Here is a 16,304-nt window from a genome sequence, read left to right on the forward strand (position 1 = left end):
CTGCTAGGTATTTATACTTTATTTCTCTGATTGGCGCTCCACATCGCGGGCAACAACCTCTAGCATAGAGCGGAAAATTACATATTTGCCTTGGTAGCGCTCGTGGTGGCGCGTGTCGAGTTTGGGTGCATGGTCACGCTGATATTCTTCCAGGTCGTTCATGCTGTGGCAGGTATACTGCACAGCGTACGTAGTGCCGTCGTTGGCTACCTCGTGCAGGAGGCGGCTAATCTGGTTGCCAAGAAAAAAACCAGTGCCCATCACTGCCGGAATATGCACTTCCTTCATCCACTGTAGCCATTCATCGGCTACGACGTTATCTATACTTATAGTCTCGTTATACAATATCATACCCAAAATTACGAAAAACCCGGCTAATATGGTTGAAAGTATAAAAGAAGCGCCTGTGCCCTCTCGGCACAGGCGCTTCTTTTATACTTTGCGCTACAAGCTTATTTGCAGCTCCAGCGGCCTATTGAGCCATCAAAGTAACCTTCGTTAGCATTTGGCTGATACGCTAACACCACTGATTCTCCGTTTGCCTGCGGCACCAGTTGTAGCTGGCCCTGACTTAGCTGCAGGAAAATCACGCCGTCTTTGTCAACCACGGCGTGCAGCGTGTTGGCATTGTTGTCAACTTTGTAGCTGCTGTTGCTGTTAAGGCCTGTGGCAGTAAGCTCGGTTACTTTATACACTTTTTGATGTGAGTAGGCTCCTGAACTTGCCAATACTGCTTTGCTATGGCTTTCAAGCTTTCCTCCAAACCACAGGTCTTCGCCCAAGCAGTTGGATGTTTTGGCGATGAGGTCGAAATAAACCTCGTCAGATTGATTCTGGAAAGAGGCTACTGTTACAGTAGGTACCTTTTTAGAAGCTACCACAGCCACTGCAGCATCTGGCTGCTTTTGCTCCGGCTCACGTTCCACGTGCGCAGAACAGGCCGCCACAAAAGTCAGTGGGAGTAACAATAAGGCGATTCGGTTTATCACGGAAATTACAGGAGTAGATATTTTATTCATACGCATTTATATTAAAGAATATGGTTTTATATATATTAATTTATACTATACATACCTGATTAATGTTGCTGCTATGAGAGAAAAGATTAGTTAAGCGCCCTTTCTGAGCTTCTAAGGGGGTATGTGAAAGGGGCAAGCTGCGTAGCAGGAGCTATACCGAGCTGCTAAAATACACGCGTGCTGTTGCCAAAAGCGCCGTAGCAGGTGCAGGAATGTAATTTTAATGTTAGCTTAGCCCTATCATACTTACGATAAAAGCCATGGCAAAACTGGGAAAGAAACTACAGCTTAAAACGGAACAACACCTATTACTGTTGCACGCACCCGAGCAGGTAGCGCAGGCGCTGCAAGAAGAAGGTTTTGCATGTACACAAGCAGCAGGTAAACTTGCGGATTTGAGGGCTTATACGGCAGTGTTGATTTTTGTGCAGAGTGCCGCAGCGTTAGAGCAGGTGCAGCTGCAAACTGCGCCGCCGCAACCCGAAAGTATACTTTGGATCGCTTATCCAAAAAAATCATCGGGCATTAAAACAGACCTTACCCGCGATAAGGGTTGGCAACTGATGGCGGACCTGCAGTATGAGGCGGTGCGGCAGGTAGCCGTGGATGAGGTATGGTCGGCGCTGCGGTTCAGGCACAAAACAGAGCGCAAACAGGATTCTATGTTTGGCGTGGACATGCCAGGAATAGACAGAGTAACTAAAACCGTAGTGATACCAGAAGATTTAAAAGCGGCCTTAGCGCAGGCAGAGGCATTGGAGGCCTTTGAGCGTATGGCCTTCACCCACCGGAAGGAGCATGTAGTGGCCGTGCTGGATGCCAAGAAGCCCGAAACCCGTGCCCGCCGCATTGCCAAAGTTGTGGAGCAAGTCGCTCAGAAATAGTATCGAGCTTAAGTACCGCACATAAAAAAGGAGTCGTGGCAACTAAGCCACGACTCCTTTTTTATGTGCGGTTATGTATACTTTACTTACTGTATCGAAACAGTGAAAGTAGCCTCAACGTCAGTTTCGCCTACCGAAATATCGCTATTCGCGTCTTTCAGGCCTGGCTGGTGCTTCAGCGTAACAGTAAGAGTGCCAGACTCACCGGCGTTGCCAGTAATCATTCTGGTCATCAAACCTACCGGGCGACCATTGGAATCGAAGTCATCCGGCATGATTTTCTGCACCACCAGCAAGTTCTCAGCGGTGTTAAAAAATACCTCATGGTCTTCAGCCTCATCCCTGATCTCGTCTTCAATATTATCATTGAATGTGATCGTAGCATTATACTGTGTATTTGGGGCCAGTTGCAAAGTTGGAGTGCTGCCGGCAGTAAACGTAGCGTTTGCTGTGGTAGCACCTTTGTTTGTAGAAACCGGCTCCAGTGTCAGCGTCATCGAGGTGATGTTCTCCTCTTCTTCAATCGGTGCAGGATCATCATCATCGCTGCAAGCAGTGGTAGAGATCATAAGAGCGCCTAGTAAGAATGCTGTAAGATAAGGTTTAAATAGTTTTTTCATGATATAGGTGTTTAAGGAATGTACAACAATACGATGTTTTATGATAAATGATACTAAAAATTAATTTTTACTAAAACTGAATGGTACCCGAATGCGGAGCATGAATAGGCGGCCAGGCTCATCTGCATAGTAGCGCAGCTTGTTGAGGTAGTCCCGGTATACGGTATTTAGCAGGTTGTTGCCTGTGATGCCAATCTCCACGGGCTGCTTGCCAAAATGAACAGTTGTGCCTGCCTCGGCCTGTAAAAGGAAATAACCCTCCGGCGCTGGCGCGAAGTCCTGCTCCGACTTTGTAGGCACCCGCTTCTGCTCTGCTACATACAAACCACCCACTGAAACATAAGCATCCGAAAACTTGCCTCCGTTGCCGGACTGCCCAAACTCATAGCGCAGGCTGTTGTCAAAGCGGTTAGAAGGCATGTAAATCAAGTAGTCGTCGGTGCTGTGGTTGCGGGCGTAAAGCAGTGAGGTTTTCGACTCCAGCATCAACCCTGTGGCAATCTTGTAATCCAGGCTCAGGTCTGCACCGGTAAGGGTGGCATTGGCCTGAGTATATGCAAAAGCAGGGAAAGCGCCGCGTATTGTGAGCACTGGTTCTGGCTGCGGAGCCAGGTAGATATAATCGCGGATGTAGTTGTGGTAGAGGCTAAGCGAACCGTTGAGGCGCGGGTTGCTAAAGTAATCCACTGAAAACTCCAGGTTATACGCCTGCTCCGACCTCAGCGCCGGGTTGCCCTCCTCGTAAGTAGCGGCGCTATGATGCACGCCCTCGCTAAAGAGTTCGTTGGCACCGGGAGCGCGCCAGGCCGAGGTGGCACTCAGCCCAAAAGTAAGATGGTAGCCCACATCATACATAGCTCCAAATGTACCGGATATATTGTTAAACTCATACTCCGGCTGTATCAGGTCGCGGTTATTCTCCAGTTTTTTTACCTGTAGGTACTTATAGTCGTAGCGAAGCCCCGCCTCTAGCTGCAGCCGGCCCTTCTGCCATTTTTCGGTGGCAAAAATGCCTGCTGTGGTGCCAGTAAAGTATGGCAAAAAGTCGCTGTACTGGTAGGTGTTTTTCTGGTAAATGGTGCTTACACCCACAGAGCCTGTAAAATTACCCAGTGGCTCGTGCTCAAATATAGCTTCTGTGGTATGCGTGTTAAGCGTGAGCTGTAGCGTAGGCAGTTGGCTTACGCGCCTGCGCATGTCATACTCCTCGCGTAGGTTGCGCTGCCAGCCATATACAAACTCCAGCTTGCCCGCCTCGCCCAATTGCCAGTAACCTCTCGCTTTCAGCAAGTCATGCTGCACATCCTGGTACGGGCGGTTTATGCTGTAACTGAACTCCGCATTGTCAGCATTGCTGGGCCTGCCGCGCTCAATGGCATACAGCAGGTCTTGCACATTTCCGATATGCGACTCCCGCAAAACTCCCAGCTTGGTGCCAAAGTGGCTAAAAAATAATTCTGCTCCATACTTCTCTTTGCTGTAGCCTATTGCCGCAGAGAAGTTCTTCTCCTCTAGCCCAGTGTTTTCTAAGTAATAATCCGGGGTTTTGGCATTTCCGGCTTTACGCAGCGTGCCTTGCAGGCGCCAGCTTAGCGGTGGTATCTGTTTCAGGTTGCCTTCTACAGTGGCAGAGGTAGCCAACTGCCGGTTATTGGTGCTGCCCAGCAGGTGCAGGTCTCCGCTGATGCCGGGTGTTTTAGGCAGGGGTTTTGGCTCTACCAGCACTACGCCTCCAATAGCATCGGCTCCGTAGCGTACGCCAGCGGCTCCTTTGATTACCTTTACCTCAGAAGCCACAAAAGGATCGATCTCCGGGGCATGCTCTGCGCCCCATTGCTGTCCCTCCTGCCGCACGCCGTTGTTAAGTATAAGTACACGGTTGCTGTGCAAACCATGAATAACAGGCTTAGAAATGGTGGGGCCGGTTTGCAAAGAAGTTACACCTGCAATGCCTTTTAATGTTTCAGCAAGTGCAAGCCCGCGCGTCTGCTCCAGCTCCCGCCCCGACAGCGTCTGTTGCGTCTGGGCCTGCTCCCGCAGGTGCTCACCGGTTACCTCCACTGTGCGCAACACACGGGCATCTGAATGCAGCTGCAGGTCACGGGTGGCGGAGGAGGTGAGCTTTACGCTAAAACGCTCTGTCTCGTAGCCTATATAAGTTACTTGTAAAGTATAAGTGCCGCGGCACAGCTGGTGGAGGTGGTAATTGCCGTACGCATCGGTTACGGCGGCTCGGTCCAGCTCAGGTATATAAACGGTAGCCCCAATCAACGCCTCGCGGGTGTCGTGGTCCAGCACCTTACCTGAGATGGTGAGGCCGCAATCCTGCTCGGCATCCTCCAGGAGCGGCGCCGGCAGCGACTGTGCCAGCAACCGAGATGGCTGTGCCACTAGCAGCATAAGCGCGAGAAGTATACTTCTATGGATTTGTTTTTTCTTCAACACTTCTTCGGATTTCAGCAATAAGAAAAATAGCAGCTACAAATACTATAGCCATAAACCCTTACTATGGCAGCCGCCTTGCCAGAAGCAGCAGGTGCCCAAAAGGTTATCAATAAGTGGAAAGGAATAGTGTGCACAGGCCGTTGCCATACTTTGAAATTTAGCGGCGATGTGCGGACTAGCTGAAAATCAGGCCACGGGAGGGCCTCGGAGGAAGTATAAGTGAGTGTTGCTGCTTTGCCAGCTGTAAGTATAAGCAGCGGCATGTACAGTAGTATGGGTAACAGGTTTAAATTCTACGGAAAGCGCCGTGCCCTGATAAGGCGTGTTAAACACATCCTCTACCTGGCAGTGTTTGTGTTTCATACCTATCTGCGCCTCATGCGTGTCGGCGTGGTCGGTATGGACAGTATGCGTGTGCGGGTGCAACTCCTGGATAAGGGCATCCGGAACCATCGCTCTGCAGAACAGCAGAAGCAGAACTAAGGCGATATAGTGAATGTGGCGGTGCACTCCTAGGTCAGGAACAAGAACAAAGATATATTAAATTCCATAATGTTGCATTTATAAACTGCTTCTATTCATGCTTTTATTGCACGGACAAGTATAAAATGCATCTTACGCTTGCCTACATAGATGCGTTTGCCGGGCCAAGGTTTAATCTGGTACAGTAAAAATCTGCCGAAGCAGGTGATTTTTTCGCTGCATTCTGACAACCTGTCACAGTGGGAGCCTCTGGAACAGGATTTGAAAGTGCTCTAAGTATAGAATCAGCAAAAGATCAACCTTAACCTATAAAGTATAGACAATGGAAGAAAGAGGTAATATCTCCATCCACACCGAGAATATTTTTCCGATCATCAAGAAATTCCTGTATTCAGACCACGAGATTTTCCTGCGCGAGCTGGTAAGCAACGCCGTGGACGCAACACAGAAGATCAAGCGGCTATCGTCTATCGGCGAGTATAAAGGCGATTTGGGCGAGCTGAAGGTGACAGTGGCCGTTGATAAAGACGCCAGAACCATCACCATCTCCGACAACGGCATCGGTATGACAGCCGAGGAGATTAAGAAGTACATCAACCAGATCGCTTTTTCGGGTGCCACTGAGTTTGTGGAGCGCTACAAAGAAACCGGCGGCGAGAAGGATCAGATTATCGGCCAGTTCGGTTTGGGCTTCTACTCTGCCTTTATGGTGGCGGAGCGCGTGGAAATCGTTACAAAGTCTCATAAAGACGGCTCTGAGCCAGCCCACTGGACCTGCGACGGCAGCACCGAGTTTGCCATTGCCCCTGCCCACAAAGAGACACGCGGCACTAATGTTATACTTAACGTAGCCCAGGATTCGGAGGAGTTTCTGGAGCCGATGCGCATTCGAACCATACTTGATAAGTACTGCAAGTTCTTGCCGGTGCCGGTGGAGTTTGAGGGAGAGATCATCAACAACCCGAACCCGATCTGGACAAAACAGCCTGCCGACCTGACAGACGAGGACTATAAGGCGTTTTACAAAGAGCTCTACCCGATGTCGGAGGCGCCGCTGTTCTGGATTCACCTCAATGTGGACTATCCGTTTAACCTGACGGGTATTTTATACTTCCCTAAGCTTAAAAACGATTTCGAGATCCAGCGCAACAAGATTCAGCTGTACTCGCGCCAGGTGTTTATTACTGATGAGGTGAAGGACGTGGTGCCGGAGTTCCTGATGCTGCTGCACGGTATCATCGACTCGCCGGATATTCCGCTGAACGTAAGTCGCTCGTTCCTGCAGGCCGATTCCAGCGTGAAGAAAATCAACACCTATATCACTAAAAAGGTGGCGGATAAGCTGAACGAGATCTTCAAAAAAGACCGCACCGCTTTTGAAACCAACTGGGATGACATCAGCGTGTTTGTGAAGTATGGTATGCTGAGCGACGACAAGTTCTATGAAAAAGCGAAGGACTTTGTGCTGCTGCAGAGCACCGAGGGCAAATACTATACTATAGAGGAGTACAAAGCGCAGGTTGCGGCCAACCAGCAGGACAAAAACGAGCAGCTGGTGCTGCTGTATACTTCCGATGCCGACAAGCAGCACGCTTACGTGGAGGCGGCCCAGAACCGCAGCTACGATGTGCTGAAACTGGATACCGTAATTGACAGCCACTTTATAGGTATGCTGGAGCAGAAGCTGGAGAAAACCACGCTGAAGCGCGTAGACTCTGAAACAGTGGACAAGCTGATAGAGCGCGACGAGGCGAAGGAAAGCGTACTGAACGACACCGAGAAGGAAGACCTGAAAGGCGTTTACGAGCAGGCCATCGACAACAAGAACATGATGGTGGAAGTAGCACCGTTATCGCCGGACGATGCCCCGGTGGTAATAACGCTGCCCGAGTTTATGCGCCGCATGAAGGACATGAGCCGTGCAGGCGGTGGCGGCATGATGTTTATGGGCGATATGCCGGATACCTACAACGTTACTGTTAACGCAAACCACCCGCTAAACCAGCGTGTGCTGAAGGCCGAGGAAAGAACGAAGCTGGCCCGCCAGGCTTTCGACCTTGCCCTGCTGTCGCAGAACATGCTGTCGGGTGCCGCCCTTACCAACTTCGTGAAGCGCAGCTTCGACATCATGACAAAGGAATAATACCTATTTTATACTTACAGTTTAAGGCAGTGCCCTCCGGGTGCTGCCTTTTTTGCTTTCGCGCGCCCTGCAAGTATAAATGAAACTTACCAGCGGCAGGCGTAGTTATAGGGCTTAATAGCATGTTGGTGCATATACTTATAATGTGCATCTTTACGTTTATTTAATTGCTGATTGTTAGTCGTTGACTGCTATCGGTGTAGGCGGGCAAGTATAGCTGTCCTTACCAAGCATTCACTCATTCAAAAATCACTCATTCAAAATTGAGAAACGCGGTTTATACTTTGTTGATAGGCGTTGTATTGCTAAGCTTGGGCAGCTGCGGACAGCCTCAGTGGAACAGCGATTATAATCTGGATATGGCGCGCCTGAAGGAAAGCAGCAAAGTGAAATCTGATGCTCTGGCCTCTGCCGACACCACACTGCCTACCGTGGAAACAAGGAACCCGCTGGAGGAAGAGATCGCCGAGAAAAAGAAGAAGCGTAAAGTAAAGCGCAGTAAGCGCGAGTTTCTGGGTTATAAGATTAAGCGCGGCTACACCAAAACCGGCGGCCGCTCCAAAGAAACGCTCGAAACTTTCGGGTACCTCCCGGAGCACCAGGAGCCGGATCAGTACGCTCCCTACAAATACTACTACGATACCAAAAAAGGCAAGCTTGCCCGCTCAGGCGCTAACGTAGAAGACACAGACCGCTATAAGGTGCTGCACGGCCCATACAAGAAAACCCTGAACGGTGAGGTGGTGGAAGAAGGCTACTTTTACGTGGGCACTAAACACCTGCGTTGGGAGAAATACCGCAACAACGAAGACCATACTTTGGTAGATAAGGAGCACTATGAAAAGGGCTTCCTGCGCGATGCAGTGGTGACTTACTACGGCGATACCAAGAAGATCAAAGAAGTTATACCTTACGAATACGGAGAGGTGCAGGGCACTTACTACCGTTTCTATGAGAACGGCCAGTTGGAGTGGAGCGGGCAGTATGAGAAAGGCCGTAAAATAGGCGTTTGGATTAACTACTATGACTTCCGCAATCGCCGCCATTACGAGTACCAGTACCCTAAAACCGCTTACGATGCTCCGCACGAGCCCTACCTGATCAGGGAATACGACCGCCATGCCACCCCAATCTTCGAGCGCGGCAAATTTGACAAACGCTCGCAGGCGAGTAGTAAGTAAGGGGGCGAATCCAACCACCCCTAACCCCTCAGAGCTACGCTCGCTAGTTTCGAACTCCCGTTCTCACTAGTCTAAGGTGGGGAATTCTGTTTAAGCTCCGTCAGCAGCGGCTATTGAAATAATTCCCAGTTCTTGGGTTGAGCGCCTTCTAGATTTCTGGTTTCGCTTCAGCGAAATTGCGACGCAGGAGCAAAGGAAATGTAGACAGCGCGATGCCCTTATCGAGGGCCCCTTCCCCCAGGACGAGGCCTCCTTTAAAGAGGGCCCCTACCCCCGCCTGGAGGGAGCCAAGGCCAGAGATGAAACGGGCAAGTTATAAATCCAAGGATAAACAGAAGCTAGCAAGTATAGCTTGGTTCAAATCGCCAGAAGCAGCGGCTAAAGTATAAATGGCAAGCTGATACCCGCACCAGAAAGTAAGCCTCAATGAAAAGCATCCTCAATATGATGTATAGCTAGCGGAGAACCCAACGTAACCGAAATAATATCAAACCTAACCTCATACTGCCACTCCTCCTGCAGTATAAACTCCTCGGCGGCACTTAGTAGCATCGCTTCTTTCCTGTTGTTAACCGCCTCCTCCGGATACCCGTACCTATTAGTAGACCTTGTTTTCACTTCTACAAACACGAGCAGATCTTCTTTTTGGGCAATGATGTCTATCTCAGCGCGTCTATACCTATAGTTTTGCCGCAGGATAGTATAGCCCTGCTCCCGCAGATAAGTAGCGGCGTGGTTTTCGCCAAGATGGCCGGTATGGAGATGCTTACTGATTTGAGAAGCCATATAAAACTTGTACTTTGCAGCAGCTAAGGCTGATGCGCAACTTTAGCATATTATGAAAGAACTTACTGAAGGTTTTATCCAGCAGTTACGCCACGCTGTTGAAATCGGAGAAAGTGCCACTGTTGCTTTCTCAGGGCCAAGATACAGCAATGTGGTTTTTTCTGGAATGGGTAGCTCCGGCATAGCTGGCAATATTGTTCAGGCTTACGTGTCTGATAAGTTAGAAGTGCCGGTAATTGTACATAAAGCCTACAATTTACCCTATTTTGTAAGCCACAGCACACTTTTTATCGCAACATCTTTCTCTGGTAACACCGAGGAGACGATCACAAATGTGCGTGAGGCCATGGAAGCCGATGCAAATATTGGCTTTATTACTTCTGGCGGCGAAATGCTTCGGCTTGCACAGAAGAATAACATACCCCATATTGCGGTGCCCGGCGCAGTTAAACACCCGAGGGCGGGCCTAGGCTATACTTTAGTGCAGCAGCTATATCTGTTGCATTATGCCGGCCTGCTGGATGATACTTTTAAAACAGAGCTAAGGCAGAGCATTACCTTGCTGGAAGAGCAGGTTGGAAGCATAAAAGTACAGGCAAGTGCGCTGGCAAGCGCTTTTCAGGGTAAGTTGCCAGTTATTTATGCCAGTGATACCTTTGAGGCCGTGGCAGTGCGCTTTCAGCAGCAGTTAAACGCAAACGCTAAGCAGCTGGCGCACGTGAACAAGATTCCGGAGATGAACCACAACGAGATTGAAGGATGGCAAAACCCGGAGAAACTATTCGGTCAGCTGGTGGTTTTATGCATCAAGACCACCTACGATAATCAGCGGGTGAGGCTGCGCATGGATCTTACAAAGCCTGTTTTTACGCGCAAAGGGCAGGAGGTGCTGGAGATTGAAGCCGTGGGAGCTACGTTTTTGGAGCAGGTGTTCTACCTGGTGCATCTCTTCGACTGGGTATCGATGTACCTGGCCGAGCTTAATGGCATGGATCCGAATAGTAACAAAAACATTGACTACCTGAAAGGGGAAATTTCTAAAGTATAACGTGCAAAAAAATACCAAAATCCAATTTGAGCACCTGGGGCTGATTGACTACAAGGAAGCGTGGGATTACCAGGACAAGCTTTTTACTGCCACGCTGGATATTAAAGTGCAGAACCGTGCGGCAGAGCCGGATGCACAGGTGGCAACGCCCAATTACCTGCTTTTCTGCCAGCACCCACACGTGTACACGCTCGGTAAAAGCGGCCACGAAGAGCACCTGCTGCTGAACAAGGAGGGCTTGGAGGCCAAAGGTGCGACTTACTATAAAATTAACCGCGGCGGCGATATTACTTACCATGGCCCCGGCCAAATTGTGGGTTACCCTATCCTTGACCTGGAAAACTACTTCACTGATATTCACAAGTACCTGCGCCTCTTGGAGGAGGCTATCATTCTTACGTTGGCGGAGTATGGCGTAGAGGCGGGCCGCATACAGGGACTTACCGGCGTTTGGCTCGACCACGTGGAACAGCGCAACCCGCGTAAAATTTGCGCCATGGGTGTAAAATGCAGTCGCTGGGTGACTATGCACGGCTTCGCCTTCAACATTAACACAGATATCGACTACTTTAACAACATTGTACCGTGCGGGATTTCTGATAAAGCTGTAACTTCGCTGGCCAAAGAGCTGGGGCATGAGGTGCCGCTGGCTGAGGTAGAAGATAAACTATTAAAGCATATAGCCACCTTATTTGGGGCTACCATTACAACCGCTGCGCATGAAGAAGGACATTGATTTCGGGACGGTAGAGGGGATTGCTGTGGCTGTCGCCAAGCACACAGACGTTGCCACCGGACAACCCGCCTGGAATGTATACTTGATCAACTATAATAATTTCCCTGTCGAGAACGTGCTGGTAGCTTCTAAGGGCTACGGTGTGGTAGGCGGAGAAGAGGTAAAGACTTCTGTGCTGCGCCACATGTTTGAGCGCGTGGAGGCGAAGAGCTTTGTGCAGGTAGAGCCCATAGATCCAGGTATTTTCCACATCAACAACGAGTACTGGGTTAGCTACTACATTGATCGGCAAATCTACGACAAACGCTTTGTGTTTGTACCCGACTCTATCATAGAAGAAAACCTGATCGAGATCAGTATGCTGCAAATGGAGGGTGTGCTTCACTCCTAATCATACTCCGCAGAAGGAAAGAAAATATAAAGAATCAGTTATTTCGGGTTTCTTCTTTAAACAATCAACTGCTCGCTTCATTCAGAAATCATTACGCCGTGCTTAGAGCGCTCCCAAAGTATAGCATCACCTTAATTATACTTTTTATAGTATGGCTAGGCGCGTGGCAGGTGCCTGTGCAGGGGCAGGTGTTGCCGCTGGAGCAGAAAAACACCATTACAGGCAACTGGCTGGTGCAGCGCGGCGATGGAGCGCAACTGATGCCCTATGTGGCCAACCAGCACGCAAACTATAACGCTTTGCACCAATGGGTGCCGATTACGCAGGCCCAGCCTTTTAACATTGCTTTTGCCGCTCCCCAGGATTTATGCCTTTTCCTGAACAATAAGCTTATATTTAAAGCCGATTCCGCCGCAAACTATACTTTAAACCTAACCGCATTTAGCAGCGATATCGATCCTGTGGAAGGAAAATACCTGTTAACAGTGTGGCACCCGGCGGCGCAGCCAAACATAAGTACGTTTCGTAACGTGCCGCTTGTGGCCGGCTCAAAGCAGGAAGCAGGCCAGCGGCCTTTTTCGGTGCAGGTGCGGGAGTACGTTAACCAGAACGCTTTTATTATGTTTATGCTGCTGATAGGGCTGATCTACGGTTTGCTGCGCGTGAGCTACCCAGCCGATTTCAAGAGCCAGTTTGACCTGAACCGCTTTCTCCGTTCCAACCCGCAGGAAGATATGTACGCGGTAGGCAAACCGATAGGCGCGGCCTCTAACATGCTGTTTGTGCTGGCTTTTTCGCTTTCGCTGGCTCTTCTTATCGCCGCTATCCATACTAATGTGCAGCATGTGCGGCTGTTTAACCGCTTATTCCCAGTATCGGAGGCTGATATTACCACCAAAATACTTTTCTATACTTTGCTGATCTTCAGTATTGTGTTGCTGAAGTATGTTTTCCTGAAGGTGATGTCGTTTGTGTTTAGCCTGGAGAGTCTGGTGCAGGTGCAGTACCGGGAGTTTCTCAGGTCGCTTCTGTTTATGGGGCTGTTTCTGCCGCTGGTAATGCTGCTCTACCTCTCTTTAAATATGATGATGCCGGAGGCAATCCTGCTTATATCGAGCCTGGCGGTGTCGTTGGTGCTGGTTATCACGATCCTGCGAGTGTTTTACACCGTAAATAAGAAAGCCTCAGTGATAAATTTGCATTTATTTTCGTACCTTTGCGCCACAGAAGTGATTCCGCTTGCCATTATGCTGGAGCTGATAGTTTTCAATTTCTAGGTATGGCGCAGCGGGTATCGCAGCAGGCGAACTTATAAGCATCATTTTTTAATATGGCTGAAAGCAAAGCAAAGGGCTCTGCGAACCCTGAAAGACACAAGTTTCCGATCAAGAGTATTCTGGTTACACAACCACAGCCTACTACAGACAACTCTCCGTACCTGTCTATAGCGGAGAAGTATGGCATAAACGTAGATTTTAGGGCGTTTATTGAGGTGGAGCCGGTTCCTTTTAAGGAGTTCCGCAAAGATAAAGTGGATATACTTGCCCATACTGCCGTTATTTTTACGAGCCGCAACGCCGTTGATCACTTCTTCCGCATCTGCCAGGAGAGCAAGATAGAAATGCCTGCCGATATGAAGTACTTCTGTATTTCTGACCAGACAGCCTATTACCTGCAGAAGTACATCACGCTTCGCAAGCGCAAGTTGTTTGTAGGCGAGAAAACAGCCAAGGATCTTTTCGAGGTAATCAAGAAGCACAAAAACGAGAAGTTCCTGTTCCCTTGCTCTAACATCCGCAAAGATGATATTCCGGAGTTCCTTACAGCAAACAAGATAAAGCATACAGAGGCGATCATATACAAGACTGTGGCCGCTGACCTGTCTGACCTGGATGATGTGACTTATGACTGTTTGGCCTTCTTCAGCCCATCAGGCATTCACTCGCTGTTTATCAACTTCCCTGAGTTTAAGCAAAACAACACGCGCATTGCTGCCTTTGGCCCCACAACAGCCAAAGCCGTGCGCGATGCAGGCCTGGAGCTGGATATAGAGGCGCCAATGCCAAACGCGCCATCCATGACAGGAGCCATTGAAGTTTACATACAGAACCAAATGCAAGAGGCAAAAAAATAAGCGGCAACGTAACATTTAAGCTTGTTTTGCATACTAACTAAAACGCAAACGCTGATGCTGCATTAGGCAGACCAGCATTTGCGTTTTAGTGTTTAATAGCTATATTTGAAAAGCGTTCTGTGCAAAATAGCTTATCCTAACCTTGCCTACTTGCCGCAGCCTATGAAAAAGCTTTTACCTGTACTGTTGCTGGTGCTCCTTGCGGCACCTTTTGTGATGGCGCAGCAACAACCTCAGTTTACCCATTATGGGTTTAATGGCATGCAGTTAAGCCCTGCCTACGCTGGCATAACCAACCGGCCAGAGTTTATGTCTATCTACCGCTACCAATGGCTCGGCTACGATGCCTCTTTTGATGACGGTGGTTCGCCTCAGACACTATTCCTGTCAGCGCACACGCCAGTCAGGCTGCTGCACGGTGGTGTGGGCCTAAACCTGATGCGGGACAAAATTGCCAACACAACTATACTTACAGCGGCTCTATCCTACTCTTTTCACATTAATATAGGTGAAACCGGCAAGCTGGGCCTGGGCGTGCAAGGTAATGTTAACAACTATAAGAAAGGCCGTTACCGCGCCATTGATGAGGGCGACCCGAATGTGCCGTTTAATAGCGAAGATACCAAGTATGACCTGGGTGCAGGCGTGTGGTACGAGTCTGAGACGTTTTATGCCGGCGGCAGCGTTACAAACCTGCTGAAAGCTGAGTATGAGTTTGCAGATTCTGCCAGAACCGGTAACGGTACGCTATTAGGCGAAAATCATATTTACGTTACAGCCGGATATCACCTGCCGCTTTCGTCAGACCTTGTCCTCACCCCTACAGTTTTGCTGAAACACGATACCGAAACATTCTCCTTTGATGCCGGTGGCCGTGTAACGTATTTAGAAAAATATTGGGCCGGAGTGAATTATCGTCATGAAGAAGCTGTTAGTGCACTTGTGGGAGTGTCTCTTTTTCAGGACAATGCACTGCGGGTAGGCTACTCACTTGATTTAACAACCTTTAATAAATCAGCTAAGGCCGCCACCTCGCACGAGGTTATGGTCAACTACCGCTTGCCAGAGCCGGTAATAAGGTTTAAACCTCCTGTTAGAACCCCCCGCTACTTTTTTACAAGGTAACTTGCTCCATAATTGTAATTACTTTTTTACTTTTATGGGCGATTCTTTAAAAAGTGCATAAAAAAATAGTGATACATCCCAATAATAATCAGCACCTTACCGCGTTAAAAAAATTAAAAAAGGTGTTGTACTGAATTGTTTTTTATTTATTCCTAATTCTCATATATTTGCTACACTCGTAAAAGTGTGCTAAAATCTATTACAGAAAATTTTACTTTTTAACAGTCATCATGAATAAACTACTTAAGCTGTCTTCCTTCGCATTGGCGGTGGTACTGCTTGCAAGCTGTGGTATGAGACGCGGGCCTCAAGGTGATCTTGTTGGCGCTGAAGACAGACCAGAGTACAATCCGCAGGAAGTGCCTTACGGTATGGTGGCCTGCCCAGGCGGTACATTCCACATGGGTCAAGCTGATCAGGACATAGCAGCATCTATGGCAAACTTGAACAAACAGGTGACAATCGGTGGCTTCTATATGGATGAAACCGAGATCACCAACAACGAATACCGTCAGTTCATCAACGTGATGACAGAAGATTCGCTGGATGTTTTGGGTGAGGAGTACGTGATGACTCAGCTGTATCCGGATACAACCGTTTGGGTTAAGGATTATACGTACCACATGGGCGACCCGCTGATGGAGTACTATTTCTCTCACCCGGCATTTGATGATTACCCAGTAGTGGGTGTGGATTGGTTTGCTGCCAAATATTTTAGTGAGTGGCGCACCAAGCACAAAAATCAGGCTAACGCCGAAGATGGCCGTGCACCAATGCCGCAGTTCCGTCTGCCTTCTGAGGCTGAGTGGGAGTATGCAGCGCGTGGTGGCCGTGATATGGCCGTTTACCCTTGGGGTGGCCCATACCTGCGTAATGCAAAAGGCTGCTTGTTAGCTAACTTTAAGCCAGGCCGCGGCGATTACTACAGCGATGGCTTTACTTACACAGCTCCTGTTGCACAATTCTTCCCGAACGACTTTGGCCTTTATGATATGGCCGGTAACGTTTCAGAGTGGTGCGAAGATGCTTACTCTGATGCTACTGTTCCAATTACTTGGGACTTGAACCCAGTATATAATGATGACGCAGAACCACGCAAGGTGGTAAGAGGCGGTTCTTGGAAAGATATCGCATACTTCCTGGAGACAGGAACGCGTAACTTTGAATTTCAGGACTCTGCCAGATCATACATCGGTTTCCGAAATGCTATGATTTACCTGGGCCGTTCATCAGGCAACGAGTTTTAATAATTAAATAAACCAATAGATTACCAATCCCCCATTAATCCTTTCAATCAATCGTTCACTAC

The 16,304-nt window shown here is 48.9% G+C and carries 17 protein-coding genes; 11 read left to right on the forward strand and 6 right to left on the reverse strand.

The window, feature by feature from the left end:
* Nucleotides 1–18: 18 nt before the first annotated feature.
* Both Q1B04_RS15120 and Q1B04_RS15125 read right to left on the reverse strand, forming a co-directional pair.
* Nucleotides 19–351: a DUF4286 family protein gene (locus Q1B04_RS15120; protein ID WP_299760247.1), complete on the reverse strand. Its 333-nt coding sequence runs from the start codon at nucleotides 349–351 to the stop codon at nucleotides 19–21.
* Nucleotides 352–452: 101 nt separating this feature from the next.
* The gene (locus Q1B04_RS15125) at nucleotides 453–1,019 is read right to left on the reverse strand and encodes a hypothetical protein (RefSeq protein ID WP_299760249.1); all 567 of its coding nucleotides are present in this window, start codon (nucleotides 1,017–1,019) and stop codon (nucleotides 453–455) included.
* 260 nt (nucleotides 1,020–1,279) lie between these two features.
* Between Q1B04_RS15125 and Q1B04_RS15130 the strand changes: the two genes are divergently transcribed.
* The gene (locus Q1B04_RS15130; RefSeq protein WP_299760251.1) at nucleotides 1,280–1,903 is read left to right on the forward strand and encodes a YdeI/OmpD-associated family protein; all 624 of its coding nucleotides are present in this window, start codon (nucleotides 1,280–1,282) and stop codon (nucleotides 1,901–1,903) included.
* Nucleotides 1,904–1,989: 86 nt separating this feature from the next.
* Here the strand turns inward: Q1B04_RS15130 and Q1B04_RS15135 are convergent, their stop codons facing one another.
* The 3 genes from Q1B04_RS15135 to Q1B04_RS15145 all read right to left on the reverse strand — a co-directional run bounded on the left by Q1B04_RS15135 (nucleotide 1,990) and on the right by Q1B04_RS15145 (nucleotide 5,331).
* Entirely contained in the window at nucleotides 1,990–2,523 is a 534-nt protein-coding gene (locus tag Q1B04_RS15135; RefSeq protein WP_299760253.1) for a hypothetical protein, read from the reverse strand.
* A gap of 60 nt (nucleotides 2,524–2,583) precedes the next feature.
* A complete protein-coding gene (locus Q1B04_RS15140) occupies nucleotides 2,584–4,965 on the reverse strand; it encodes a TonB-dependent receptor (RefSeq protein ID WP_299760255.1) in 2,382 nt (793 codons plus the stop codon).
* A gap of 189 nt (nucleotides 4,966–5,154) precedes the next feature.
* Nucleotides 5,155–5,331, reverse strand: coding sequence for a hypothetical protein (locus Q1B04_RS15145; RefSeq protein WP_299760257.1), 177 nt, complete (start codon nucleotides 5,329–5,331; stop codon nucleotides 5,155–5,157).
* Between Q1B04_RS15145 and Q1B04_RS15150 the strand changes: the two genes are divergently transcribed.
* From Q1B04_RS15150 to Q1B04_RS15160, 3 genes are all read left to right on the forward strand, one after another.
* Nucleotides 5,323–5,451 (forward strand): hypothetical protein, encoded by a 129-nt coding sequence (locus Q1B04_RS15150; protein WP_299760259.1) that lies wholly within the window; start codon nucleotides 5,323–5,325, stop codon nucleotides 5,449–5,451. The genes Q1B04_RS15145 and Q1B04_RS15150 overlap by 9 nt on opposite strands.
* 322 nt (nucleotides 5,452–5,773) lie before the next feature.
* Nucleotides 5,774–7,594, forward strand: coding sequence for a molecular chaperone HtpG (htpG, locus tag Q1B04_RS15155; protein ID WP_299760261.1), 1,821 nt, complete (start codon nucleotides 5,774–5,776; stop codon nucleotides 7,592–7,594).
* 284 nt (nucleotides 7,595–7,878) lie between these two features.
* Nucleotides 7,879–8,775, forward strand: coding sequence for a hypothetical protein (locus tag Q1B04_RS15160; RefSeq protein WP_299760263.1), 897 nt, complete (start codon nucleotides 7,879–7,881; stop codon nucleotides 8,773–8,775).
* Nucleotides 8,776–9,198: 423 nt separating this feature from the next.
* Here Q1B04_RS15160 and Q1B04_RS15165 read toward each other — a convergent pair whose 3' ends face one another.
* Nucleotides 9,199–9,561, reverse strand: a complete 363-nt coding sequence (locus Q1B04_RS15165; RefSeq protein WP_299760265.1) for a YraN family protein — start codon at nucleotides 9,559–9,561, stop codon at nucleotides 9,199–9,201.
* A 52-nt stretch (nucleotides 9,562–9,613) separates the two neighbouring features.
* Here Q1B04_RS15165 and Q1B04_RS15170 point away from each other — a divergent pair, with 52 nt between their 5' ends.
* The 7 genes from Q1B04_RS15170 (at nucleotide 9,614) to Q1B04_RS15200 (ending at nucleotide 16,242) form a co-directional block, all read left to right on the forward strand.
* Nucleotides 9,614–10,609 carry a bifunctional phosphoglucose/phosphomannose isomerase gene (locus tag Q1B04_RS15170; protein ID WP_299760267.1) on the forward strand — a complete coding sequence of 332 codons (996 nt, stop codon included), beginning with the start codon at nucleotides 9,614–9,616 and terminating at the stop codon, nucleotides 10,607–10,609.
* A gap of 1 nt (nucleotide 10,610) precedes the next feature.
* Complete coding sequence (gene lipB, locus Q1B04_RS15175) at nucleotides 10,611–11,345, forward strand: lipoyl(octanoyl) transferase LipB (RefSeq protein ID WP_299760269.1); 735 nt, start codon at nucleotides 10,611–10,613, stop codon at nucleotides 11,343–11,345.
* A complete protein-coding gene (locus Q1B04_RS15180; protein WP_299760271.1) occupies nucleotides 11,329–11,736 on the forward strand; it encodes a hypothetical protein in 408 nt (135 codons plus the stop codon). Before lipB ends, Q1B04_RS15180 begins: the two co-directional genes overlap by 17 nt.
* Nucleotides 11,737–11,834: 98 nt before the next feature.
* Entirely contained in the window at nucleotides 11,835–13,013 is a 1,179-nt protein-coding gene (locus Q1B04_RS15185; RefSeq protein ID WP_299760273.1) for a DUF4271 domain-containing protein, read from the forward strand.
* 53 nt (nucleotides 13,014–13,066) lie between these two features.
* Nucleotides 13,067–13,870 carry a uroporphyrinogen-III synthase gene (locus tag Q1B04_RS15190; protein WP_299760275.1) on the forward strand — a complete coding sequence of 268 codons (804 nt, stop codon included), beginning with the start codon at nucleotides 13,067–13,069 and terminating at the stop codon, nucleotides 13,868–13,870.
* A 162-nt stretch (nucleotides 13,871–14,032) separates the two neighbouring features.
* Nucleotides 14,033–14,995, forward strand: a complete 963-nt coding sequence (locus Q1B04_RS15195; protein WP_299760277.1) for a type IX secretion system membrane protein PorP/SprF — start codon at nucleotides 14,033–14,035, stop codon at nucleotides 14,993–14,995.
* A gap of 230 nt (nucleotides 14,996–15,225) precedes the next feature.
* On the forward strand, nucleotides 15,226–16,242 hold the full coding sequence (locus Q1B04_RS15200; protein WP_299760279.1) for an SUMF1/EgtB/PvdO family nonheme iron enzyme: 1,017 nt from the start codon (nucleotides 15,226–15,228) through the stop codon (nucleotides 16,240–16,242).
* Nucleotides 16,243–16,304 lie beyond the last annotated feature (62 nt).

Origin of the sequence: uncultured Pontibacter sp., from assembly GCF_947495565.1 — a bacterium.
Taxonomy (GTDB): Bacteria; Bacteroidota; Bacteroidia; order Cytophagales; family Hymenobacteraceae; genus Pontibacter.

Coding starts and splice junctions, on each gene's coding strand:
- Q1B04_RS15120 (WP_299760247.1), bottom strand. CDS start 351: ATGATATTGTATAACGAGACTATAAGTATAGATAACGTCGTAGCCGAT.
- Q1B04_RS15125 (WP_299760249.1), bottom strand. CDS start 1,019: ATGAATAAAATATCTACTCCTGTAATTTCCGTGATAAACCGAATCGCC.
- Q1B04_RS15130 (WP_299760251.1), top strand. CDS start 1,280: ATGGCAAAACTGGGAAAGAAACTACAGCTTAAAACGGAACAACACCTA.
- Q1B04_RS15135 (WP_299760253.1), bottom strand. CDS start 2,523: ATGAAAAAACTATTTAAACCTTATCTTACAGCATTCTTACTAGGCGCT.
- Q1B04_RS15145 (WP_299760257.1), bottom strand. CDS start 5,331: ATGAAACACAAACACTGCCAGGTAGAGGATGTGTTTAACACGCCTTAT.
- htpG (WP_299760261.1), top strand. CDS start 5,774: ATGGAAGAAAGAGGTAATATCTCCATCCACACCGAGAATATTTTTCCG.
- Q1B04_RS15165 (WP_299760265.1), bottom strand. CDS start 9,561: ATGGCTTCTCAAATCAGTAAGCATCTCCATACCGGCCATCTTGGCGAA.
- Q1B04_RS15170 (WP_299760267.1), top strand. CDS start 9,614: ATGAAAGAACTTACTGAAGGTTTTATCCAGCAGTTACGCCACGCTGTT.
- Q1B04_RS15180 (WP_299760271.1), top strand. CDS start 11,329: ATGAAGAAGGACATTGATTTCGGGACGGTAGAGGGGATTGCTGTGGCT.
- Q1B04_RS15190 (WP_299760275.1), top strand. CDS start 13,067: ATGGCTGAAAGCAAAGCAAAGGGCTCTGCGAACCCTGAAAGACACAAG.
- Q1B04_RS15195 (WP_299760277.1), top strand. CDS start 14,033: ATGAAAAAGCTTTTACCTGTACTGTTGCTGGTGCTCCTTGCGGCACCT.
- Q1B04_RS15200 (WP_299760279.1), top strand. CDS start 15,226: ATGAATAAACTACTTAAGCTGTCTTCCTTCGCATTGGCGGTGGTACTG.